The sequence below is a fragment of the Monashia sp. NPDC004114 genome, assembly GCF_053603855.1.
In genome coordinates this window covers 119,413-140,597 of the sequence record NZ_JBSGGK010000005.1, presented here as the reverse complement: position 1 = coordinate 140,597, position 21,185 = coordinate 119,413, and the positions used below count along the sequence as shown (strand labels likewise).

The window sequence follows — 21,185 nt, the reverse complement described above, 5'->3', positions numbered from 1 at the left end:
CGGCTACCCCTTGAGGCGGTCGCCGCCGACCCAGACACCGGCGACGTCGGCGGGGCACGCCAGCGCAAAAGCCTTGGCAAGGGCATCCTCGGGAGAGCAGGCCTGTCGCAGGCCCACCTCGAGCGGGTCGCCGTCGACCGGCCGCACCCACAAGGCGTCGAACTGCTTGCCCACCGACAGGTCACCCACCTCGGAGTCGAGCCCGAGCGCCAGCGCCCCGGCTCGCGTCGCCAGGAACAGCAGGTCGGGGGAGGCGAGCGGAAGGCCCTGGTCACCGAGCAGCTGCTGCATGAAGTACGCCTGCAGCCCCTCCTTGAACAGCGAGAACCCCGTGCCGGCCCCGACGTCGGAGCCCAGGGCGACCCTGGTGCCGTGCTCGATGTGAGTGCGCAGCGGGAACAGGCCGCTCCCGAGCGCCGAGTTGCTCGTGGGACAGTGGGCGACGGACGCCCCCTGGGATGCCAGCAGCTCCAGCTCCCGGGCCGTCGGGTGCACGTTGTGGGCGAGGACGGTCTTCGGACCGACGAGGCCATGCCGGTCGTAGGTGTCGCAGTAGTCCTGTGCGTCGACGAAAAGCCTTGCCACCTCTGCGATCTCGGCCGCGTTCTCGTTGACGTGCGATGTGAACCACGTGCCAGGGACGTCCTTGAGGACCGACCGACAGGCGTCGAGCATGTCGTCGCTGGCGGAGTACGAGAAGCGCGGTGTCACGGCATACCTCGTGCGTCCGCGACCGTGCCACCGGCGAGCCAGGGCGACCGCTTCGTCGTACGTGCGCTCCGGACTGCTGAGGAGGGGCTCAGGCAGCGAGCGGTCGCTGACGACGAGTCCCGCCGTGACGCGCACGCCGACCCGCTCGACCTCCTCGAACAGGACGTCGACCGCGCTCGCGAAGTGCGAGCCGAAGACGAGCGCGGTCGTCGTGCCCGCCGACACCAGGCCGCTGACGAACTCCGTCGCCACGGCGCGGGCGTAGTCGACCGACGCGAGCCGGGCCTCCTCGGGAAGGGCGCACTCGTCGAGCCACTGGAGAAGCGGCATACCGAGGGCGCCGATGACCCGCACCTGCGGGAAGTGCACGTGGGTGTCGACCATCCCAGGGAGCACGAGGCCGTCCGTGAGGTCGACGACGTCGTCGTCGCGATGCCGCCCACTGACCTCGGCGAACGGGCCGCGCTCGACGATGGTGCCGTCGACGACGCGCAGGGCGATGTCGGAGTCGGCCCGAAGGCGGATGCCGGAGGCGTGCTCCCCGCTGGGCGTGTCGAGAACCGTGCCCCGGTAGATGGTCACCGGACGACCTCCGCGTCCGCGCGTGCGGTGGCAAAGCGCCGCAGGAGGTCCCCGGCGACGCTCACGGCGATGGTCGCGGGGTCCTTGCCCGGGATCTCGGGCAGGCCGATGGGTGTCGTGATGCGCGCCAGGGCGGCATCGTCGTGACCCTCGCGCCGGAGCAGCACCTCGAAGCGCCGCCACTTGGACGACGACCCGATCAGGCCGATCGACCCGAGGTGTCCGGAGCGCAGTGCCATGTCGCAGAGCGCCGCATCCTCGGCGTGGTCGTGAGTCATGACCAGGACGTGGGTGCCGGCGGGCACCTGCCCGAGGACGACCTCGGGCACGGGGGAGTGGTGCACATGGATGCGGGCGACCGCATCGTTGAGGGGCAGGAGCCGGGCGGGCTCGACGTGGGCGGCGCGGGAGTCGACCAGGTGCAGCTCGATGTCGTGACGGGCCAGGATCCGGGCGAGCTCGAGCCCGACGTGTCCGATGCCGAAGATGGCGACGGCTGGGACCACCGCGAGCGGCTCGAGCAGGACCGTCACCTCGCCTCCGCAGCACTGCTGGCCGTGCTCGCTGGGAGCCTTGTCGCTCAACGACATCGTGAACGTCTCGGGCGATGTCGTACCGGACTCGATCAGGGCACGGGCACGCTCGACGGCCGTCGCCTCGAGGTTGCCGCCGCCGATGGTGTCCCACTCGGCATCGGCGGCCACGACCATCTTCGCCCCCGCCTCGCGGGGCGCATGTCCCCGCACGGCCGTCACGGTGACGAGGACGCCGGCCCGGCGCTGCTCCCGCAGCGCCTCGACGGCGCGCACCCAGTTCATCGGCCCGCTCCGACCGACTGGGCAGACGTGACGCCGTCGCCGGCGTGCAGCGCGGGCAGACCGTTGGACACCGGGGAGTCCTGCGCGGCGGCATGGCCGACCGCGAGACCGGCCCGCGAGGCGCGCGTGGGATCGTCGGCACCCGGCGACTGCGACCGCGCCGCCTCGACGGCCCAGTAGACCGCCTCGGGTGTCGCTGGCGATGCGAGGTCGACGCTGGTCCCCTCGGGCCCGAAGGCCGCCGCGGCCTGGCGCAGCGCCTCGCGAACGGAGAACGCGAGCATGAGGGGTGGCTCACCGACCGCCTTGGACCCGTAGACGACGCCCTCCTCGTGTGCGTGCTCCAGGAGTGACACGTGGAAGACCTCCGGCATCTCGGAGAACGACGGCAGCTTGTAGGTGCTCGCGGCCTGGGTCGCGAGGCGCCCCCGGGTCGGACCGTCGCTCTCGTCCCACCGGAGGTCTTCGAGCGTGAGCCACCCTGCGCCCTGGACGAACCCACCCTCGATCTGGCCGATGTCGACCAGCGGGGACAGGCTCTCCCCGACGTCGTGGACGATGTCCACGCGGCGGGTGCGGTAGGCGCCGGTGTAGCCGTCGACCTCGACCTCGGTCGCGGCGACGCCGTAGGCGAAGTACTTGAAGGGGGAGCCCTGCATCCGCGAGGAGTCCCAGTGCAGGCCCTCGGTGCGGTAGAAGCCCGCTGCCCACAGCTGGATCCGCTGGAAGTAGGCCTGGCTCACCAGGTCGTCCCAGGCGATCGGCTCGCCCCCTCCCAGCCCGCTGACGACGCCGTCGGCGAAGCGCACGTCGTTCGCGTGCACGCCGAGACGCCCGGCGGCGACCTGGGCCAGCCGCCCCGTGATCTGCTCGCAGGCGTTCTTGACAGCGCCGCCGTTGAGGTCCGCACCTGAGCTGGCCGCGGTGGCCGATGTGTTGGGGACCTTGTCGGTGCGCGTCGGGGCGAGCCGCACGCGGCGCAGCGGGACGCCGAGGGTCGTCGCAGCGACCTGGAGCATCTTCGTGTGCAGCCCTTGGCCCATCTCGGTGCCGCCGTGGTTGATCAGCACCGAGCCGTCCTTGTAGACGTGCACGAGGGCGCCGGCCTGGTTGAAAGCCGTGAGGTTGAAGGAGATCCCGAACTTCACCGGTGTCAGCGCGACAGCCCGCTTGACGTCGTCGTGGGCCGCGTTGAAGGCCGCGATCTCGGCGCGGCGCCGTTGCACGTCCCCGTTGGCGAGCACGCCGTCCCAGGTGGTGACGAGCCGATCGGGGTGGCGGACCGGCTGGCCGTACGGCGTGGCCTGGCCCTCGACGTAGAAGTTGCGCCGGCGCAGCTCGATCGGGTCGAGTCCAAGCAGCGGCGCGCACCGGCCGAGGATGTCCTCGATGACGAGCATGCCCTGAGGACCGCCGAACCCCCGAAACGCCGTCTGCGACGTCTTGTTGGTCCTGGCGATGCGCCCCTGCACCCGGACGTCGGGGATCCAGTAGGCGTTGTCGATGTGGCAGAGGGCGCGCGCGAGCACCGGCTCGGACAGGTCGAGGCTCCACCCGCCGTCGGCGGTCAGCGTCGCATCGAGCGCTTGGAGCCGACCCTCCTCGTCGAAGCCGACTCGCCAGGAGGCGTGGAAGCCGTGCCGCTTGCCGGTCATCGTGATGTCCTGGGTTCGGTTGAGTCGCAGTCGAACCGGTCGTCCCGTCAGCGTCGCCCCGAGTGCGGCGATGGCGGCGAGCCCGTGCGGCTGCATCTCCTTGCCGCCGAAGCCGCCACCCATCCGGAGGCACTGCACCGTCACGTCGTGGTTCGCGAGCCCGAGGACGTGCGCGATGATCTCCTGCGTCTCGCTCGGGTGCTGTGTGCTCGACTGGGCGAAGATCTGCCCGTTCTCGTCGACCATGGCCAGGGCGCAGTGTGTCTCGAGGTAGAAGTGCTCCTGGCCGGCGAACTCGAGCTCGCCCGAGAACGTGCGGGTCGACCGCGTCAGGCCGGCCTCGACATCGCCGCGCTCGAGGCGCGGCTGTGCGCCCTGGTAGGAGTCCGCCGCGATGGCCTCCGTCACTGTCACGAGGGCCGGGTGCGGGTCGTAGTCGACCTCCACAGCGGCGGCGCCGAGCCGCGCGGCTTCGAGCGTCTCGCCGAGGACCCAGCACACCGCGTGGCCGAAGTACATCACCTCCGTGGGGAACAGTGGCTCGTCGTGCTTGACGCCTGCGTCGTTGATGCCGGGCACGTCGGCAGCCGTGAGGACGCGCACCACGCCGGGCACGCCGTATGCCGGCTCGACCCGCAGGTCGGTCACCGTGGCCCGCGCGTGGGGGGCCTGGACCGGCCACGCGTGCAGCACGCCGGCGGTCCGGCCGACGAGGTCGTCGGTGTAGAGCGCGGCGCCGGTGACGTGCAGGGCCGCGGACTCGTGCGGGACCTCCAGCCCGACGACGGGGTTCGCGGGGCGCTCGGAGAGCTGGCTCATGCTCCCACCTCCTGCGGGGTCGCGTTCTGGGCGTGGAGCTTGAGCAGCGCGGTGCCGAGCATGGTGCTTCGGTATGCCGCGCTGGCCCGGTGGTCGTCCATGGGCGTGCCTTCGCGGCGCATCACGGCTGCTGCCGCCCGGACGACATCCTTGGTCCATGGCCGACCCTCCAGGGCGGCCTCGGTCGCCAGGGCCCGGACCGGGGTTGCTGCAACACCGCCGAGGCCGATCCGTGCCTTCTCGACGACACCGTCCGAGATGGTGAGGGCGAAGCCGACCGCGACGCTGCTGATGTCGTCGAACCGGCGCTTGGCGATCTTGTGGAACGCCACCACCGGGCTGAGGGGCAACGGGATGCGCACCGCCCGGATGACCTCGTCTGGCCTCCGCTGGGTCTGCCGGTAACCGGTGAAGTAGTCCGCCAGCGGCACCTCCCGCTCGCCGCGCGCCGAGGCCAGGACCACGCCTGCCTCGAGCGCGAGCAGTGCGGGCGGGGTGTCGCCGATGGGTGAACCGGTGCCGAGGTTGCCGCCGATGGTGGCGCCGTTGCGGATCAGGCGTGACGCGAACTGCGGAAACACCTCGTCCAGCAAGGGAACCCGGCCTTCGAGACGCGTCTCGACCTCGGACAGGGTGAGAGCCGCGCCGATCTCGATGGTGTCGTCGCCGATCGTGAGACCACGCAGCTGCTCGACCCGGTCGATCCCGATCACCTGACCGGCTCGGGTCCCTCGGAGGTTGACCTCCACACCCCAGTCGGTCGAGCCGGCCACCAGGACCGCGTCGGGGTGCTGGGCCATCAGGGCGAAGACGTCAGCCAGGTCGGCCGCCCGCGAGTAGCTGCCCGCCGTCGTGTCGAGGCGAGTGGCCACGGCGGCCGGGGGCGCCTGGTGGAGCCTGACCGCGAACGGGTCCGTCTCCTCTGGTGCTCCGAGGGCGTAGGCGGCGTCGCGGATCGGCCGGTAGCCGGTGCACCTGCAGAGGTTGCCGGACAGCGCGTGCAGGTCGAAGCCGTTGGGACCATGCTCGGGGTCGCCCTGTTGCCCGTGCTCCCCATCCGATCGAGTGGCCGCCCCGTCACTCCGGTCACTCGCCATCCGTGACTCCTGTGAAGACACGGCCGCTCGACTGTCTGCCCGGGTGTCGTCCCGCGGCTCCCGACCCGTTCGAGTGGCCGCCCGGTCACTCCTGTCACTCGGGTCACGCGTGCCACAGCGGCGGGGGCGGTAGTACTCGGCGGCCATGCTGCAGACGAACCCGGGCGTGCAGTAGCCGCACTGCGACCCGCCGCGCAGCGCCATCTCGCGCTGCACCGGGTGCAGGGCGGTCGGGGTGCCGAGGCCCTCTGCGGTGACGACCTCCTGGCCGTCGAGCGAGGCCGCGGGGATGAGACACGCGTTGATCGCCGTCCACTGGGTGCCTTCGGGCGAGCCGTCCGGCGCGAAGCCGGGCCGTGCGACGAGCACAGAGCACGCCCCGCACTCGCCCTCGGCGCAGCCTTCCTTGGCACCCGTGAGCCCGCAGGCGCGCAGCAGGTCGAGCGCACTCGTCCAGGCAGGCAGGGCCGCGAGGTCGAGGGTCTCGCCGTTGACCGTGACCGACGGTCCGCCGTCCGGCGCGCCGGGTGCCCCAGGTGCCCCAAGTGCTCCAGAGGCTCCGGTGGTGGGGAAAAGGGAAGACGCCATTGTCCACTCCTCGTGGTGCAGGACTGCACCGCTCGGACCGATCAGCGAGGGATCAGCCGCATGGTTGAGGGTGAACCGAACCGCTGGTTATCCATGCCGAACAACGGTCGGGCGCTGCATCGATGGTACGCGGGGGGTCGCGCCAAGGGAAGGGTTCACCCAGGATTATTTCCGCTATGTGGATAGATGATTCCGATCAGAGGAACTGCCTCGACAGCTTCGCGTGCCGGTTGACGTCCTTGTAGAGCAGGTACCTGAACCGCCCCGGCCCACCGGCGTAGCAGGCCTGCGGGCAGAAGGCGCGCAGCCACATGAAGTCGCCCGCCTGCACCTCGACCCAGTCGTTGTTGAGCAGGTAGACGGCCTTGCCCTCGAGCACGTAGAGCCCGTGCTCCATGACATGGGTCTCCGGGAAGGGGATCACGCCGCCCGGCTCGAAGGTCACGATGGTGACGTGCATGTCGTGCCGCACGTCGAGCGGGTCGACGAACCGCTTCGTCGTCCAGGCCCCGTGCGTGTCGGGCATGGGCGAGGCGTCGATCTCTCTCTCGTGCGTGACGAAGAGCTCGGGCGGCTGGATGCCCTCGACGAGCTCGTACGCCTTGCGGACCCAGTGGAACGTTGCCGGCTGGCTCGCCGCCTCGTCGACGGACACCGTCCACTGCCACCCGGGCGGCAGGTAGGCGTACCCGCCAGCCTCCATGACGTGCTCGTCGAGTCCCGCCCTGAGCCGCAGGGTCCCGCTCACGACGAAGATGACGCCCTCCGCCCCGGGGTCGAGCTCGGGACGGTCGCTGCCGCCGCCGGGTGACACCTCGACGATGTACTGCGAGAACGTCTCGGCGAAGCCGGACAGGGGTCGCGCGATGATCCACGTCCGGGTGCGCTCCCAGAAGGGCAGCACGCTCGTGACGATGTCGCGCATCGTCCCCCGGGGCAGGACGGCATACGCCTCGGTGAAGACCGCGCGGTCGGTCGTGAGGTCGGTCTGGGCCGGCAGCCCGCCGGTCGGGGCGTAGTAGCTCGGGGTGCTCATGCGTCTCCTCTCCGCAGCAGCCGCCCGCGCGGCTGAGCGTCGACGTCAAGGGGTATGCCTGCAAGCCAGGTCTGGCGCACGATGCCGGTCAGGGTGCGGCCGGCATACGCCGACACAGGGTTCCTGTGGGCGAGGGCGGCGGCGTCGACCACGAGCTCCTCGTCGGGGGCGAAGACGGCAAGGTCAGCGGCGAAGCCTTCCGCGATCCGCCCCTTCGTGGCCAAGCCGACCTGGCGTGCGGGCGCCTCGGCCATCCATCGCACGACATCGGGCAGCGCGAGCCCTCTCGCGCGGGCCCCGGTCCACGTCGCGGCCAGCCCGACCTGCAGCCCGGCGATGCCGCCCCAGGCCTTGCCGAAGTCGCCGCTGTCGAAGGCCTTGAGGTCGGCGGTGCAGGGAGAGTGGTCGGTCACGACGAGGTCGATGTCCCCGTCGACCAGTCCGTCCCAGAGCCGGTCGCGGTTCGTCGCCTCTCGGATCGGCGGGCAGCACTTGAACTCCGTTGCCCCGTCAGGGATCTCCTCGGCCGTGAAGGTGAGGTAGTGAGGACAGGTCTCGGCGCTGAGGGCGACGCCGTCCTCGCGGGCGCTGTGGATCATCGGCAGCGCGTCGGAGCTCGACAGGTGCAGGATGTGCGCCCTCGCGCCGGTCCATCGGGCCAGCTCGATGACCCCGGCGATGGCGAGGTTCTCGGCGCCCCGGGGCCGTGACCGCAGGAAGCCCGCGTACGCCGGCCCGGCGGCAGCGTGTGCGTGCTCGATCGTGTGCGAGTCCTCGGCGTGGACGATGAGCAGGGCCCCCAGGCGGCCCGTCTCGCGCATCGCCTCCTCGAGCTCGTCCGGCTCGAGGTGCGGGAACTCGTCGACGCCGGAGTGGAGCAGGAAGCACTTGAAGCCGAAGACGCCCTCGTCGTGCAGCGGCTCGAGGTCGGCGACGTTGCCCGGAACCGCGCCTCCCCAGAACCCGACGTCGACGAACGCCTGGTCGCGCGCGACGGCTCGCTTGGCCTCCAGCGCGGCGACATTCGTCGTCGGGGGGATCGAGTTGAGCGGCATGTCGACGATCGTGGTGACGCCACCGAGGGCTGCCGCTCGGGTGGCGCTGGCGAAGCCCTCCCACTCGGTGCGACCGGGCTCGTTGACGTGCACGTGGGTGTCGACGAGGCCGGGCAGGAGCACCTCGTCCGGGGCGAGCTCGACGACGACGCTGGCGTCGAGCCCTCCCCCGGCGGACGTGGCCGCGAGGTCATCGAGGGCGGCGGCGGTGCGCAGCTGCACGATCCGGCCGTCTGCGATGCCGACGAGCGCCGCCTTGACGGTGCCGTCGACGACCGCGCGAGGCGCGCGGATCAGGGTGTCGAGAGCCATGCGGCGGACTCCTTCGTCGTACCTTCGAGTCCGACCGTATGCCGTGTGGCCGCCTCGGGCGAGCGATCGCGGAGCTCCGCGGTGGCGCCGGAAGGCCCCATGCCCAGCCGTCGTCCGAGCCGCTCGCCGATGCGCTCGCCGATCCGCTCCAGCGCCGGACCGGGAGCCGCGATCGACGCCTCGACCGAGCCCGCCTCGTCCGTCGTGGTGAGGACCGTCGCGAACCCGGCCGACTCCCACGTGGCCCGGTCGATGAGGCACCTCCCGGCAACCCCGACAACGGGCACGCCCGCGGCTCGCGCCGCCTCGGCGACCGCGGCCGGAGCCTTGCCGTGCAGCGTCTGCTCGTCGATCGACCCCTCGCCGGTCACGACCAGGTCGGCGCCGGCGACCGCGTCTCGCAGCCCGGTGAGCTCGAAGACGATGTCGGCGCCTCGTCGCGATGTCGCACCGAGGGCCCCGATGAGGGCGAAGCCGACGCCGCCGGCCGCACCCGCTCCGGGCGCGTCCCGCAGGTCGCGGCCTGTCGCGTCCGCCACGAGGTCCGCCCAGTGGACGAGAGCCGCGTCGAGCAGCTTCACCTCGGCAGCCGATGCGCCCTTCTGCGGTCCGTAGACCGCCGCCGCTCCGCGCGGCCCGCTCAGCGGGTTGTCGACATCGCAAGCGACGACGAGCTCGACCTCGCGCAGCCGCGGGTCCAGCCCATCGAGGTCGAGGACCTTCACCTCGGCAAGCGGAGCACCGCCGTCGGCGACGGAGCCGCCGTGGCGGTCCGTGAAACGCGCGCCCAGGGCCCCGAGCAGGCCGGCACCGCCGTCGGTGCTCGCGCTGCCACCGATGCCGACGACGATGCGCGTGCACCCCGCGTCGAGGGCGGACCGGACGACTTCTCCGGTGCCGCGGCTCGTCGCCGTGAGGGGGGCGGGGAGGCCCTGGGGGACCAGGGCGAGCCCGCTTGCCGAGGCGAGCTCGACCACGGCGTCACCGCCACGTCGCGCCCACGACGCCTCGACCGGCATACCCGTGGGTCCGGTGACGCGCACGGTCTCGCGGCGGAACCCTGCCGCCACCGCTGCGTCGACCGTGCCGTCGCCACCGTCGGCGACGGGGATCATGACGATCTCGGCGTCCGGGCAGCCGGCGCGGACGCCCGCGGCGAGGTGTCCAGCGACGGCAGCCGCGCCGAGCGAGCCCTTGAACTTGTCGGGTGCGACGACGACACGTGGCATGGCGGACCTCAGTCGAGGTTGGCGTAGAGGGCCGTCGGTGCGTCGAGGTCGCTGACGGCGAGCTCCTCGAACTCGGTGACAGCCGCGATCGAGGTGCCCATGGACACGTTGGTCACACGTTCCAGGATCACCTCCACGATGACCGGCACGCGATGCTCGACGAGCAGCTTCTTCGCCTCCTCGAGAGCGGGCCGGATGCCATCGGGCTCGTGAACGCGAATCGCCTTGCAGCCCAGCCCTTCTGCCACCTTGACGTGGTTGACCCCGTAGCCGTTGATCTCAGGTGCGTTGATGTTGTCGAAGGACAGCTGCACGCAGTAGTCCATGTCGAACCCTCGCTGCGCCTGACGGATCAGGCCGAGGTAGGCGTTGTTCACCAGCACGTGGATGTAGGGGATGTTGAACTGCGCCCCGACCGCGAGCTCCTCGATCATGAACTGGAAGTCGTAGTCGCCGGAGAGTGCCACGACGGTCGCGTCGGGGTCGGCCGTGGCCACTCCGAGCGCGGCAGGCACCGTCCAGCCGAGTGGGCCCGCCTGGCCGGCGTTGATCCAGTGACGCGGCTCGTACACGTGCAGCAGCTGGGCCGCCTGGATCTGGGACAGGCCGATGGTGCTGACGTAGCGCACGTCGCGGCCGAAAGCCTTGTTCATCTCCTGGTAGACGCGCTGCGGCTTGATCGGCACGACGTCGAAGTTCGTCTTGCGCCACAGCGTCCTCTTGCGCTCCGTGCAGTCGGCCAGCCAGTCGCTCCGGTCGGGAAGCGCGCCCGCGTCACGGCGGGCGCGTGCCGCCTCGACGAACAGGACGAGGGCCGCCTTCGCATCGGACACGATCCCGTAGTCGGGCGCGAAGACTCGCCCGATCTGGGTGGGCTCGATGTCGACGTGCACGAACGTGCGTCCCTGCGTGTACGTCTCGAGGTCGCCCGTGTGGCGGTTCGCCCAGCGGTTGCCGATGCCGAGCACGAAGTCGGACGCGAGCATCGTCGCGTTGCCGTAGCGGTGGCTCGTCTGGAGCCCGACCATGCCGACGTTGAGCTCGTGGTCGTCCGGGATGGTGCCCCAGCCCATCAGGGTCGGCACGACGGGCACCCCGGTCAGCTCGGCGAGCTCGACGAGCAGGTCCGCCGCGTCGGCGTTGATGATGCCGCCTCCGGCCACGATGAGCGGACGTTCGGCGGCGGCCAGCATGTCCAGAGCCTTGTCGACCTGGGCCCGCGTCGCGGCCGGCTTGTACACCGGCAGTGGCTCGTAGGTCTCGATGTCGAACTCGATCTCGGCCATCTGGACGTCGATCGGCAGGTCGATGAGCACCGGACCCGGACGCCCGGACCGCATGAGGTGGAAGGCCTGCTGGAAGGTGCCGGGCACCTGCGCCGGCTCGAGGACCGTCACCGCCATCTTCGTCAGCGGCTTGGCGATCGAGGCGATGTCGACGGCCTGGAAGTCCTCCTTGTGGAGCTTGGCGACCGGCGCCTGGCCGGTGATCGCGAGGATCGGGACCGAGTCGGCGCTCGCCGAGTAGAGGCCGGTGATCATGTCCGTGCCCGCCGGGCCGCTCGTGCCGATGCAGACGCCGATGTTGCCGGCCGTGGTTCGGGTCCAGCCCTCGGCCATGTGCGAGGCGCCCTCGACGTGCCGGGCGAGCGTGTGGTGCAGGCCGCCCTGGGTCTGCATCGCCTTGTAGAACGGGTTGATCGCCGCTCCGGGCAGGCCGAACACGTGGGTGATCCCTTCCTTCTTCAGGATCTCCACCGCTGCCTGTGCTGCTGTCATGCGTGCCATGTCAGGTGTCCTTGCGTGAGGTCACCCCGCGGCATACCTGCATCTGACGTGAGGGTCGGTATGCCGTCCGGGTGGGGAGGTGGGTCAGGCGGGCCGCTGGCCCGACAGGCGCTGCACGCCGCGGAGCAGGCCGGAGTGGTCGAGGGCACCGTCGCCGTTGGCGCGGGCGGATGCCATCAGAGTCGCGATGAGGCTGCCTAGTGGGAGCACCACGCCGGCCTCGCGCGCTGCCGAGGTGACGATGCCCATGTCCTTGTGGTGCAGGTCGATCCGGAATCCGGGCTCGAACGAGTCCTGCAGCATGTTGTCGCGCTTCTGGTCGAGCACCTTCGAGCCCGCGAGGCCGCCACCGAGGACGGTGAGCGCGGCGTCGAGGTCGACGTCGTAGGCACGCAGGAAGACGACGGCCTCGGCGAGGGCCTCGATGTTGGCCGCGACGATGAGCTGGTTGGCCGCTTTGACGGTCTGGCCGGCGCCGTTGCCGCCGACATGGACGACCGTGCGGCCGACGGTCTCGAGGACCGGCCGGGCCTGCTCGAAGTCTCCCGTCGCTCCGCCGACCATGATGGACAGCGAGGCGTTCTGGGCGCCCGCCTGGCCGCCGGACACGGGGGCGTCGAGGATCCGGAAGCCCTTGGTCTTGGCCTCGGCGGCGAGCTCGGCGGTGACGTCCGGGCGGATCGACGAGAAGTCGATGACCAGTGTGCCCGGCTGCGCGTTCGCGAAGACGCCGTCGTCGGCGGCGAGAACGGTGCGGACGTCGGGGGAGTCCGGGACCATGACGGCCACGATGTCGGCCGCCTTGACTGCCTCGGCGATGGAGTCGGCCGCCCGGCCGCCGGCCTCGAGAAGGGGGCCGTAGCGGTTCGGCGTGATGTTGTAGCCGACGACCTCGTAGCCGGCGCGGGCCAGGTGGACTGACATCGGGCTGCCCATGATGCCGAGTCCGATGAAGGCGATGGTGGTCATATCGATCTCTCCTCGATGCTGCGGTGCTGGTCGTGCATGTCGAGCTCGGGTCGCTGGGGAGGCGGCCCGGTGGGACGCCGCTGGGCCGTGCCTCAGGTGCGGCGAGCGGCAGTGAGCCAGGTGAGGCTCTCGGTGGTGGTGGTCGAGGGTTTGTACTCGAGGCCGACCCATCCGGTGTAGCCGCCGTCGGCGAGGCGCCCGAGGTAGTGGTCGAGGTCGAGCTCGCCGCTGCCGGGCTCGCCGCGCCCGGGCCAGTCGGCCACCTGGACATGAGCGATGGTGTCGCCGTATGCCGTGACGGCGCGGTCGAGGTCGTCGCCGTTGTTGGCGAGGTGGAACAGGTCGAGCAGGAAGCCGACGTTGGCGGCGCCGGCGGCCCGGACGTCCCGCACGACGGCGTCGGCGTCCGCGGCCGTGCGCAGCGGGTACGGCTTGGGCCCGCTCACGGCCTCGACGAGGACCGTGGCGCCGATGCTGTCGGCGGCGTGAGCAGCGGCGACGAGGCTCTCTCGGGCCAGCGCGTCCTGCTCCTCCGGCGCCGCCTCGTCGACCCGGTTGCCGTAGAGGGCGTTGAACGCGCCCGTGCCGAGGCGCTCGCCGATGCCCACGGTGACCTCGATGTTGTCGCGGAACTGCTGGACTCGGGCCGGGATCGAGAGCACCCCGCAGTCGGGCCCGGCCAGGTCGCCGGCGAAGAAGTTGAGCCCGGCGAGGCGCACCCCGGCGTCCTCGACCGACCGGACGAGCGCGTCGACCTCGCGGTCTGAGGGGACCGGCTGGTCGGGCCAGGGCCACCAGAGCTCGATGGTGTCGAAGCCGGCCGCCTTGGCGGCTGCGGGTCGTTCGAGCAGCGGCAGCTCGGTGAACAGCATCGAGCAGTTGGCGAGGTAGCGCAGACCTCCAGGTCCGCTCGGCGTCTGGTCTGTCATCTCATCACTTCCGTAATGTGGAAATAGATTTCCGATATGCAAAACTGTAAGGGGGCGCCGGTGGGCGGGTCAAGATCCTGCGCCCACCACGTGAGACGCCCGAGGAGGGCCTCAGGCGAGGACGGCCGCCTTGCGCAGCAGTGATGTGCTCGCGGCCTGGAGAGCGGCGGCGAGGGTCTCCTGCTCGACTCTGACGAGCTGGTCGCGTTCGACGACGGGCCGTCCGCCGACGAGGAGCAGCTCGAGTGGTGGCCGGTCGCCGAGCACGAGCCCGGCGACCGGGTCGGCGATGTCACCGTGGGCGAGCCCATCGACCCGCCACAGGGCGATGTCGGCGAGCTTGCCTGGTTCGAGTGAGCCGATCTGGTCGTCCCAGCCGAGCACCCGTGCGCCGCCGATCGTCGCCAGCTCGAGCGAGTCACGAACGGTGAGCGCGGTGGGGCCGCCGACGGCGCGGGCGAACAGCAGTGCGTGCCGCGCCTCCTCGAGCATGGACGATGCCTCGTTCGACGCCGGTCCGTCGACGCCGAGGCCGACGGGCACGCCGGCATTGCGCAGTGCACGAGCTCGGGCGATGCCTGCGCCGAGCCGGGCGTTCGACGACGGGCAGTGGGCCACGCCGGTGCCCGACCGTGCCAGCGTCCCGATCGCCTCGTCGTCCAGGTGGATGCCGTGGGCGAACCAGACGTCGTCACCGACCCAGCCGAGGGACTCCATGTACTCGACCGGCGTGCGGTCGAAGTGCTCCCGGCAGAACGCCGCCTCGTCCGTCGTCTCCGCCAGATGCGTGTGCAGGCGAACGCCCTTGTCGCGAGCCAGTGCTGCCGCCTCGCGAAGGAGGTCGCCGGTGACGGAGAAGGGCGAGCACGGTGCGACACCGACGCGGGTCATGCTGTCGGGCGTCGCGTCGTGATGCCGGTCGACCGCGTCCGCGGTGGCCCGGAGGATGCGGTCGAGGTCCTCGACGACATGGTCCGGGGGCAGGCCGCCTTGTGACTGTCCGAGGTCCATGGAGCCACGGGTGGCCAGGAAGCGCACGCCCACCTCCGCCGCGGCCGCGATCTCGGCGCCGAGCAGGTCTCCTCCGGTGTGCGGGAAGACGTAGTGGTGGTCCATGCTCGTCGTGCATCCGGTGCGGGCGAGCCACCCCAGCCCGCCGGCGGCTGCTGCATGGGTGATGTCCTCGTCGAGACCGGCCCAGACCGGGTAGAGGGTCGTCAGCCACTCGAAGAGGGTCGAGTCACAAGCGATTCCACGGGTCGCCCACTGATAGAGGTGGTTGTGCGTGTCGACGAGGCCGGGTGTGGCGACGCAACCTCTGGCGTCGACGACGCGAACGTCACTGTCCGTCGCAGTCGGCACGAACTGGCCGGACGCCACTCGTGCGATGCGCGAGCCGTCGATGACGACGTGTCCCACGGCATACTCGGTACGGCCCGGATCCATCGTGACGATGGTGCACCCGTCGAGGACGACGCGCGCTCCCCGCGGCTCAGCTGCCACGGTAGGTGGAGTAGCCGAAGGGGTTGAGCAGCAGTGGCACGTGGTAGTGCTGCTCGGCGTCGGCGATCGTGAAGGAGATCGTCACTTCGGGATAGAACCCGGCCTGGCCGGTCGCCGCGAAGTAGGCGGCCGTGTCGAAGCGCAGCCGGTAGACACCGCGGTCGAGCAGGTCCGGCCCGATGACGCCCACCCTGCCGTCCGAGTCCGTGGACGCGGACCCGAGCTCGTGACCATCTGCAGTCTCCAGGGTGACCGGCACCTCGGCCGCCGGGACCCCACGGCTCGTGTCGAGGACGTGGGTGCTCAGGGTGCCCACTAGACCACCGCCTCGAGCCGGAGCAGGGCGATCTGCCGGAGCTGGTCGATCGTCTCGGCACGCTCCGACTCCTCGTCGTTGCTCAGGCGGCGCCGCAGCTCGGCCAGGATCTCGTGCGCAGAACGGCCCGCCGCCCTGATGAGGAACACCCGGTCGAAGCGGTCCTCGTATGCCGCGTTGCCGGCCGCCAGCGCCGCCGCGACCTCGGCGTCGGACCGATCGACCCCCGACTGCTCCTGCGCCGAGCGGACGGCATCGTGCTCGGGCGCGCTCGCTCGCTCTCCGATGCGTGGATGTCCGGCCAGAGCCGACGCGAGCTCCTGGTCGTCGAGCTGCCGGGCCGCCCGGTCGGCCGTGTCGAACACGGCCGACCGGGCGGCATACGGCCTGCCGGCGAGGACCTCATCGGCCCACCGGCCGACTCCGAGACACGCCAGCAGGCGCGGCCGCAGTGACTCGCCGGGCTCGGCGTTGAACTCGTCGAGCCTGAGGGCGGAGCGCAGGTCCGCTGGGTTGCTCACGCGACACCACCATCCTGGGAAGGCCTGATAGGCGCTGCGGCGCGCGCCGCAGCGAAGCGAGGCGCCAAGTGATGGCTGCTCATGCCAGCTGGTCCACGTCGACGATGCGCTGGCGGGCACTGTGGATCGGGTTGGCGTCGGCGACGAGGTCGTCGAAGCGGTATGCCGCGATCTTGCTGATCTCGACGAGGGCGGCGGCATGCTCCTGACTCGGGGAGTTGCCCAGCCGCTGCCATCCATGACGCAGCACCTGCTTGAACGAGTCGCGATCGCGCACGCACGTGACGAGCGGGAAGCCGAAGCGTTCGCGGTACTGGTTGTCCAGGTCGGACAGCTCGAGATGGTCCTTCTCGTCGAGTCGGGTCAGGCCGAGCGACGACTGGTCTCGCAGTGATCCCTCACCCTCCTCGCCACCGGCGACGCTCTCGGCGCCGAGGTCGGGGTAGGAGCTGATCAGCTCGAGCTGCTCCTCCCTGGTGGCCGCGAAGAGCGCCTCCTGGAAGGACCGGCGGAGGTCGTTCGTGTCGTCGAACGGGCGCTGGTCGTACGCCCGCTCGACGACCCAGTCAGGGCCCTGGAACAGGCCGCGGAAGGTGTCGACGAACTCGTCTCGGCTCATCTCGTTGACCTGGCTCAGCCGGATGAGCGCGCCCGGGGTGCCGGCGACGGCCGGTCCGCGCCTGCTCCCGACGTGGTGGAAGACGAGGTTGAGCAGGATCGCGGTGATGCTGCCCAGCGTGATGCCGGAGCCGAGGATGATCTGGGCCCACTCAGGCACGGCCTGGGAGACCTCCGGCTGGGCGGTGACGTACATCGCCAGGCCCACGCTGGTCCCGACGATGACGACGTTCCGGTGGTCGTGGAAGTCGACTCGCGAAAGGGTCTGGATGCCGACGACCGCAACGGTCGCGAACATCGCCAGGGCCGCGCCGCCGAGCACCGGGTGCGGGATCCCGGCCACGATCGCTCCGGCCTTCGGGATGAGGCCGATGACGATCATGATCAACCCGGCCGTCGCCACGACGTAGCGGCTCTTGACCCTGGTCAGCCGGACCAGGCCGACGTTCTCGGCGAAGCAGGTGTAGGGGAAGGAGTTGAAGATGCCGCCGATGGTCGTGGAGACACCGTCGGCGCGCAGCGCCCGAGCGATGTCCTCGCGCTCGATGCGCTTCTCGACGATCTCGCCGGTGGCGAAGACGTCGCCGGTCGTCTCGACAGCGGTGATGAGCATGACGACGACCATCGAGATGATCGCGGCGATCGAGAACTTCGGCCAGCCGAAGTAGAACGGCGTCGTCACTCCGAACCAGCTCGACGAGGAGACGTTGTCGAAGTGGGCGTCCCCGAGAATCCAGGCCAGAGTCGTGCCCGCGACGAGGCCGACGAGCACGGCGATCGTGGCCATGAAGCCCTTGAAGACGCGTTGGATGATGACGATGAGGAAGAGCGTGCCGAGCGCGTAGGCCATGTTGCGCCCGCTCGACGGGTCTCCCTCGGGCCCGGCCCCGCCGACCGCGTCAGCGGCTGCCACGGGGAGCAGGGCGATGCCGATGATGAGGATCACCGAGCCGGTGACGACCGGCGGGAAGAAGCGGATCAGCCTGCTGAAGTACGGCGCGATGAAGAACGTGAACAGGCCGGCGATGATCACCGCGCCGTAGATGACCAGCAGGCCCTCCGTGCCGCCCCCGGCCGCGAGGCCGATGGCGATCATGGGCGAGACGGCCGTGAACGTGACGCCCTGAAGGAGCGGGAGCCGGACGCCGACCTTCCAGAAGCCGATCGACTGGATGATCGAGGCGATGCCGCAGGTGAACAGGTCGGCGTTGATGAGGTGGATGAGCTCTTCGGTGCTCAGGTGGATCGCGCTCGCGAGCAGGATCGGGACGATGACCGCGCCGGCGTAGAAGGCGAGGACGTGCTGGAAGCCGTAGACGAAGAGCTTCGGGGCGGGCAGCACCTCGTCGACGGGGTGCCGCGAGCGGCGCTGGGCGGGAGGCTGTTCGACGGTGGTCGTGCTCATGGTGGTGGTCCTTTCCGAGTCCGTCAGCAGAAGCCGGGCGTGGCGAGCCAGGCCTGGGGGGCTGCCGGCACGTCGTCACGCAGGACGGTCGCTTCGATGAGGCCGTACGGCCGGTCGGCGGCGATGAAGACCTCGCCGTGGTTCTCGACGTCGGGGAAGTGGGAGAAGTCGACGAGGAAGTGGTGCTTGTTCGGGGCCGAGAACCTGATCTCGGCGATGTCCGGGTGCCGCTCGAGAACGGTCTGGCCCATGGCGTAGAGAGTTTCCTGCAGGGCGCGGCTGTACGTCGTGGCGAACACCTCGAGGAGCGAGTCGCGGACGCTGTCGTACGACTTGTTCCAGTCGACGTCGGTGCCGAGGTAGCGCCAACGGGCCACGAGCGAGGTCGCGAGGATGCGGTCGTCGGTCTCGGCGAGGGTCGTGTACTCGTCCCTGAGGTAGCCCTTGAACTCCGAGCCGGTCGACTTGAGCACGACGAGGTCCTTGAGCCCCGAGATGACGTGGGCGGTCCGGTCTCCAGCCTGGGCGCCTCGGTCCAGGGTGACCACCGTGGTGCGGACGTCGCCGCCGCGCCGGACGAATGCGTGGTCGTGCCCGTTCTCGCCGACCGGGATCCGGTCCCAGGCGTACTGCTCGACCTCGATGCGCGCGCCGGTTGCGGCCGGGGCGGCGTCGAGGAAGCGGCCGGCGAGGGCCAACGCGTAGTCCTCCGGCGAGCTCACGCCGTGCTTCTTGGCGTAGGCGAAGGCGGTGTTCTTCTGCGTGTCGGTGGGAAGGACCTTGGACTGGTCGCCCGTCACGTGGGCGTCGGCGAAGTCACCCCGGAGCGAGGTCGACACGTTGAGGTCGGTGATCTCGTGGCGAGCCGTGTCGCGCGTGATGCGGACGACGCGGTTCTCTGCCTTGCCGTACTGGTTCGGTCCCAGAACGATGCTCATGTTTCAACTCCATTGTCGATGCGTGGCGGTTCTGCTCGCGACGGTGCTCCCATCAGGGTGCCGTGGTCGGGGTCGCGGTGGGGAGGGGTTCGGCCCTGGGTGATCTAGTTTCCGAGATGCGGAATTAAGTTATCGAATAACGGAAGGATATGGCCGGGCCTGGCGGGCGTCAACGGTCTGTCCGAGCCGGGTCGAGTGGAACCCGGGTCGTATGCCGTCTCGCCCGGCTCGGGGGAGGGTGCCGTCAGGCGCGCCTGGCCAGGGCGGCCAATCCGTCGCGGGAGAGTCCGGTGCGCGACATCGCAAGGGCCGGGTCGACCGCGCCGCAGTCGAGGCCACGCAGCACGAAGTCGGCGAGTGCGCGGGCGGTCGCCGGCTCGTCCATGAACTCAGACGCTCGATGCGCGACGTAGTTGCCGAGCCTCGTCGCCGCCGCGTCGAAACCCTTGCGGTAGAAGGCGAAGACGGCTGCGTACCTCGTCGGCAGCTGGGCCGGGTGAAGGTCCCATCCCTGGTAGAAGCCGCGTGCCAGGGACCGCCCGACCAGCCGGTGGTGAAGGGCCCAGGCGTGGGCGACGGCCTCCGGGCTGCCGATGGGGATGACGTTCGTGGACCCGTCCGAGAGGCGTACGCCCGTCTCTGCGGCGGCCACCTGCATCACGGCCTTGGCGTGGTCGGCGGCAGGGTGGTCCATGGCCTGGAACTCGGCGGCGATGCCGAGGGAGGCGGAGTAGTCGTACGTGCCGTAGTGCAGGCCCGTGCACCGGCCGGCAGAGGCGTGGATCATGCGGGCCACCAGCGCAGAGCCGTCGGGACCGAGGATCGACTGTGGGGTCTCGACCTGGATCTCGAAGCCGATGCGGGTGGCGAGGGCGAGGTCGTGCTCCAGGCGGTCGGCGGCGTGGACCATCGCCTCGACCTGTCCGACGCTCGTCACCTTTGGCAACGTGACCACGAACCCGCTTGGGAGAGAACCGTCTTCGGCGACCGCCTCGAGGAAGCGGACCAGAGTGCCCAGGCCGCGGCGACGGGTCGGCGCCTCGAACGACTTGAAGCGGATGCCCGTGAACGGTGGGGCCGTGCCATCGGCTAGAGAGTCGCGCAGCAGGGCCGCGGCGCGGTCGACGGTCGCGTCTTCGTCGCCGTCCGTGTGGTTGCCGTAACCGTCCTCGAAGTCGATGCGAAGGTCCTCGATGGGCTCGGTCGCGAGCTTGCGGCGCACGGCCTCCACGATCTCGGGGTCACCGACCAGCTCGGAGAACGTGTCGGCATGGGAGTCGAGACTCTCCGCCGCAGTCGCACCCCACGCGGCCACCAGGTCAGGCTCGAGGCGGTCGGCCGGGACGTAGACGGTGTGAACCGGCTGCCGTCCGGCACGGGGGCCCGGATAGCGGGACGTGAGATCGCGGTCGGCCTCGAGCAGGAGGTCGTCGAGGGCGTCGGCCAGCGCGCCGATGTCCATCCGATCGCGCTGGTGAGTCGGGGTGGGCTGGTCGTTTCCAGGCATGGCGGCACTCCCTTGTGCAGAAATTCTGTTCTGCGGATAGTAACTTCTGCAATGCGGAAGTCAACGAGTGCGCCATGCCACGGACGGATAGGCGGGCGCCTCACCCGCCGGACGGCATACGGCCCCGCGTCAGGCCGTCGTCACATTCCTCAGCGGTGTCAGGGCGTCAGCGAGGAGGCGAACCGGCCGAGCGCGTCGTCCCAGCGGTGCTTGTCGTTCGCGCCGTCCTCGGCGATGCCGAGGCCCTCGTGGTAGAGGTCGACGCGCGTGCTCTCCCCGTCGGGCCTGAGCTGGAGGTCGACGATGCTCAGCGGGCCGTCCTCGTGCGGGTGCCAGGACACGCGGATCTGCTCGAGCGGGTGGTAGCTGCGCACGACACCGCACGGTCCTTCCGCGCTGTGCCACGACTCACCCTTGCTCCCGAGCACCACGCCGGTCCCGAGCAGGGCCTGCGTCCCACCGGGACTGACCAAGTGCCGCCAGACCTGGTCGACGGGCGCAGGCACGCTGACGCTCGCGTGCACGCCCGCGGGTGATCCCTCGAGCTCGGCGTCCTCGGGGATCGACTGCGTTGAACTGCTCATGGGCACCTCCGGGTCACGCGGCCGGCCCCTGATGGGCCGGACCCACCAAAGACAGTCGACCAAAGGTTGGCGCCGATGACAATGCCCAAATGTCCCGACCCCGTCGCCCGTCGGCGTGTCGTCTGGAACGTCCCGTTCGAGGTATTCGGTTCGAGGTGTTGCATCGGTCGATGGGGCGACCCTGTACCTCGACCCGAATACCTCGA

General features: G+C 70.5%; 17 protein-coding genes. All 17 read right to left on the bottom strand.

Features of this window, described 5'->3' with window-relative positions; all coding sequences use genetic code 11:
• Window positions 1–3: 3 nt before the first annotated feature.
• The 17 genes from ACWEOW_RS08895 to ACWEOW_RS08815 all read right to left on the bottom strand — a co-directional run bounded on the left by ACWEOW_RS08895 (window position 4) and on the right by ACWEOW_RS08815 (window position 20,979).
• The gene (locus ACWEOW_RS08895; RefSeq protein WP_452268824.1) at window positions 4–1,293 is read right to left on the bottom strand and encodes a guanine deaminase; all 1,290 of its coding nucleotides are present in this window, start codon (window positions 1,291–1,293) and stop codon (window positions 4–6) included.
• Window positions 1,290–2,111, bottom strand: a complete 822-nt coding sequence (gene xdhC / locus ACWEOW_RS08890; protein ID WP_452268823.1) for a xanthine dehydrogenase accessory protein XdhC — start codon at window positions 2,109–2,111, stop codon at window positions 1,290–1,292. The genes ACWEOW_RS08895 and xdhC overlap by 4 nt, the downstream gene beginning before the upstream one ends.
• A complete protein-coding gene (gene xdhB, locus ACWEOW_RS08885) occupies window positions 2,108–4,585 on the bottom strand; it encodes a xanthine dehydrogenase molybdopterin binding subunit (RefSeq protein ID WP_452268822.1) in 2,478 nt (825 codons plus the stop codon). Before xdhB ends, xdhC begins: the two co-directional genes overlap by 4 nt.
• Window positions 4,582–6,270 carry a xanthine dehydrogenase small subunit gene (locus ACWEOW_RS08880; protein WP_452268821.1) on the bottom strand — a complete coding sequence of 563 codons (1,689 nt, stop codon included), beginning with the start codon at window positions 6,268–6,270 and terminating at the stop codon, window positions 4,582–4,584. The genes xdhB and ACWEOW_RS08880 overlap by 4 nt, the downstream gene beginning before the upstream one ends.
• Before the next feature lie 196 nt (window positions 6,271–6,466).
• On the bottom strand, window positions 6,467–7,306 hold the full coding sequence (locus ACWEOW_RS08875; RefSeq protein WP_452268820.1) for a bifunctional allantoicase/(S)-ureidoglycine aminohydrolase: 840 nt from the start codon (window positions 7,304–7,306) through the stop codon (window positions 6,467–6,469).
• The gene (gene allB / locus ACWEOW_RS08870; protein WP_452268819.1) at window positions 7,303–8,673 is read right to left on the bottom strand and encodes an allantoinase AllB; all 1,371 of its coding nucleotides are present in this window, start codon (window positions 8,671–8,673) and stop codon (window positions 7,303–7,305) included. Before allB ends, ACWEOW_RS08875 begins: the two co-directional genes overlap by 4 nt.
• A complete protein-coding gene (locus ACWEOW_RS08865) occupies window positions 8,655–9,902 on the bottom strand; it encodes a glycerate kinase (RefSeq protein WP_452268818.1) in 1,248 nt (415 codons plus the stop codon). The genes allB and ACWEOW_RS08865 overlap by 19 nt, the downstream gene beginning before the upstream one ends.
• A gap of 8 nt (window positions 9,903–9,910) precedes the next feature.
• Window positions 9,911–11,689: a glyoxylate carboligase gene (gcl, locus tag ACWEOW_RS08860; RefSeq protein ID WP_452268817.1), complete on the bottom strand. Its 1,779-nt coding sequence runs from the start codon at window positions 11,687–11,689 to the stop codon at window positions 9,911–9,913.
• Window positions 11,690–11,773: 84 nt separating this feature from the next.
• Window positions 11,774–12,829, bottom strand: a complete 1,056-nt coding sequence (locus tag ACWEOW_RS08855; protein ID WP_452268816.1) for a 2-hydroxy-3-oxopropionate reductase — start codon at window positions 12,827–12,829, stop codon at window positions 11,774–11,776.
• The gene (locus tag ACWEOW_RS08850) at window positions 12,751–13,587 is read right to left on the bottom strand and encodes a hydroxypyruvate isomerase family protein (RefSeq protein WP_452268815.1); all 837 of its coding nucleotides are present in this window, start codon (window positions 13,585–13,587) and stop codon (window positions 12,751–12,753) included. The genes ACWEOW_RS08855 and ACWEOW_RS08850 overlap by 79 nt, the downstream gene beginning before the upstream one ends.
• A 111-nt stretch (window positions 13,588–13,698) precedes the next feature.
• Window positions 13,699–15,090 (bottom strand): 8-oxoguanine deaminase, encoded by a 1,392-nt coding sequence (locus tag ACWEOW_RS08845; protein WP_452268814.1) that lies wholly within the window; start codon window positions 15,088–15,090, stop codon window positions 13,699–13,701.
• Window positions 15,080–15,406, bottom strand: a complete 327-nt coding sequence (uraH, locus tag ACWEOW_RS08840; protein ID WP_452268813.1) for a hydroxyisourate hydrolase — start codon at window positions 15,404–15,406, stop codon at window positions 15,080–15,082. Before uraH ends, ACWEOW_RS08845 begins: the two co-directional genes overlap by 11 nt.
• The gene (gene uraD / locus ACWEOW_RS08835; RefSeq protein WP_452268812.1) at window positions 15,406–15,927 is read right to left on the bottom strand and encodes a 2-oxo-4-hydroxy-4-carboxy-5-ureidoimidazoline decarboxylase; all 522 of its coding nucleotides are present in this window, start codon (window positions 15,925–15,927) and stop codon (window positions 15,406–15,408) included. The genes uraH and uraD (ACWEOW_RS08835) overlap by 1 nt, the downstream gene beginning before the upstream one ends.
• A gap of 79 nt (window positions 15,928–16,006) precedes the next feature.
• Complete coding sequence (gene uraD, locus ACWEOW_RS08830; protein WP_452268811.1) at window positions 16,007–17,950, bottom strand: 2-oxo-4-hydroxy-4-carboxy-5-ureidoimidazoline decarboxylase; 1,944 nt, start codon at window positions 17,948–17,950, stop codon at window positions 16,007–16,009.
• A 23-nt stretch (window positions 17,951–17,973) separates the two neighbouring features.
• The gene (pucL, locus tag ACWEOW_RS08825) at window positions 17,974–18,888 is read right to left on the bottom strand and encodes a factor-independent urate hydroxylase (RefSeq protein WP_452268810.1); all 915 of its coding nucleotides are present in this window, start codon (window positions 18,886–18,888) and stop codon (window positions 17,974–17,976) included.
• A gap of 244 nt (window positions 18,889–19,132) precedes the next feature.
• Window positions 19,133–20,350, bottom strand: coding sequence for a DUF6986 family protein (locus tag ACWEOW_RS08820; protein ID WP_452268940.1), 1,218 nt, complete (start codon window positions 20,348–20,350; stop codon window positions 19,133–19,135).
• A gap of 203 nt (window positions 20,351–20,553) precedes the next feature.
• Entirely contained in the window at window positions 20,554–20,979 is a 426-nt protein-coding gene (locus ACWEOW_RS08815) for an SRPBCC domain-containing protein (RefSeq protein WP_452268809.1), read from the bottom strand.
• Between the last annotated feature and the right edge of the window lie 206 nt (window positions 20,980–21,185).

What these genes read in the sequence shown, in the direction of transcription:
- xdhC (WP_452268823.1), bottom strand. Translation starts at nt 2,111, where the DNA reads ATGAACTGGGTGCGCGCCGTCGAGGCGCTGCGGGAGCAGCGCCGGGCC.
- xdhB (WP_452268822.1), bottom strand. Translation starts at nt 4,585, where the DNA reads ATGAGCCAGCTCTCCGAGCGCCCCGCGAACCCCGTCGTCGGGCTGGAG.
- ACWEOW_RS08880 (WP_452268821.1), bottom strand. Translation starts at nt 6,270, where the DNA reads ATGGCGTCTTCCCTTTTCCCCACCACCGGAGCCTCTGGAGCACTTGGG.
- ACWEOW_RS08875 (WP_452268820.1), bottom strand. Translation starts at nt 7,306, where the DNA reads ATGAGCACCCCGAGCTACTACGCCCCGACCGGCGGGCTGCCGGCCCAG.
- allB (WP_452268819.1), bottom strand. Translation starts at nt 8,673, where the DNA reads ATGGCTCTCGACACCCTGATCCGCGCGCCTCGCGCGGTCGTCGACGGC.
- ACWEOW_RS08865 (WP_452268818.1), bottom strand. Translation starts at nt 9,902, where the DNA reads ATGCCACGTGTCGTCGTCGCACCCGACAAGTTCAAGGGCTCGCTCGGC.
- gcl (WP_452268817.1), bottom strand. Translation starts at nt 11,689, where the DNA reads ATGGCACGCATGACAGCAGCACAGGCAGCGGTGGAGATCCTGAAGAAG.
- ACWEOW_RS08855 (WP_452268816.1), bottom strand. Translation starts at nt 12,829, where the DNA reads ATGGGTCGGCCTCGAGTACAAACCCTCGACCACCACCACCGAGAGCCT.
- ACWEOW_RS08850 (WP_452268815.1), bottom strand. Translation starts at nt 13,587, where the DNA reads ATGACAGACCAGACGCCGAGCGGACCTGGAGGTCTGCGCTACCTCGCC.
- uraD (WP_452268811.1), bottom strand. Translation starts at nt 17,950, where the DNA reads ATGAGCACGACCACCGTCGAACAGCCTCCCGCCCAGCGCCGCTCGCGG.
- pucL (WP_452268810.1), bottom strand. Translation starts at nt 18,888, where the DNA reads ATGAGCATCGTTCTGGGACCGAACCAGTACGGCAAGGCAGAGAACCGC.
- ACWEOW_RS08820 (WP_452268940.1), bottom strand. Translation starts at nt 20,350, where the DNA reads ATGGACATCGGCGCGCTGGCCGACGCCCTCGACGACCTCCTGCTCGAG.
- ACWEOW_RS08815 (WP_452268809.1), bottom strand. Translation starts at nt 20,979, where the DNA reads ATGAGCAGTTCAACGCAGTCGATCCCCGAGGACGCCGAGCTCGAGGGA.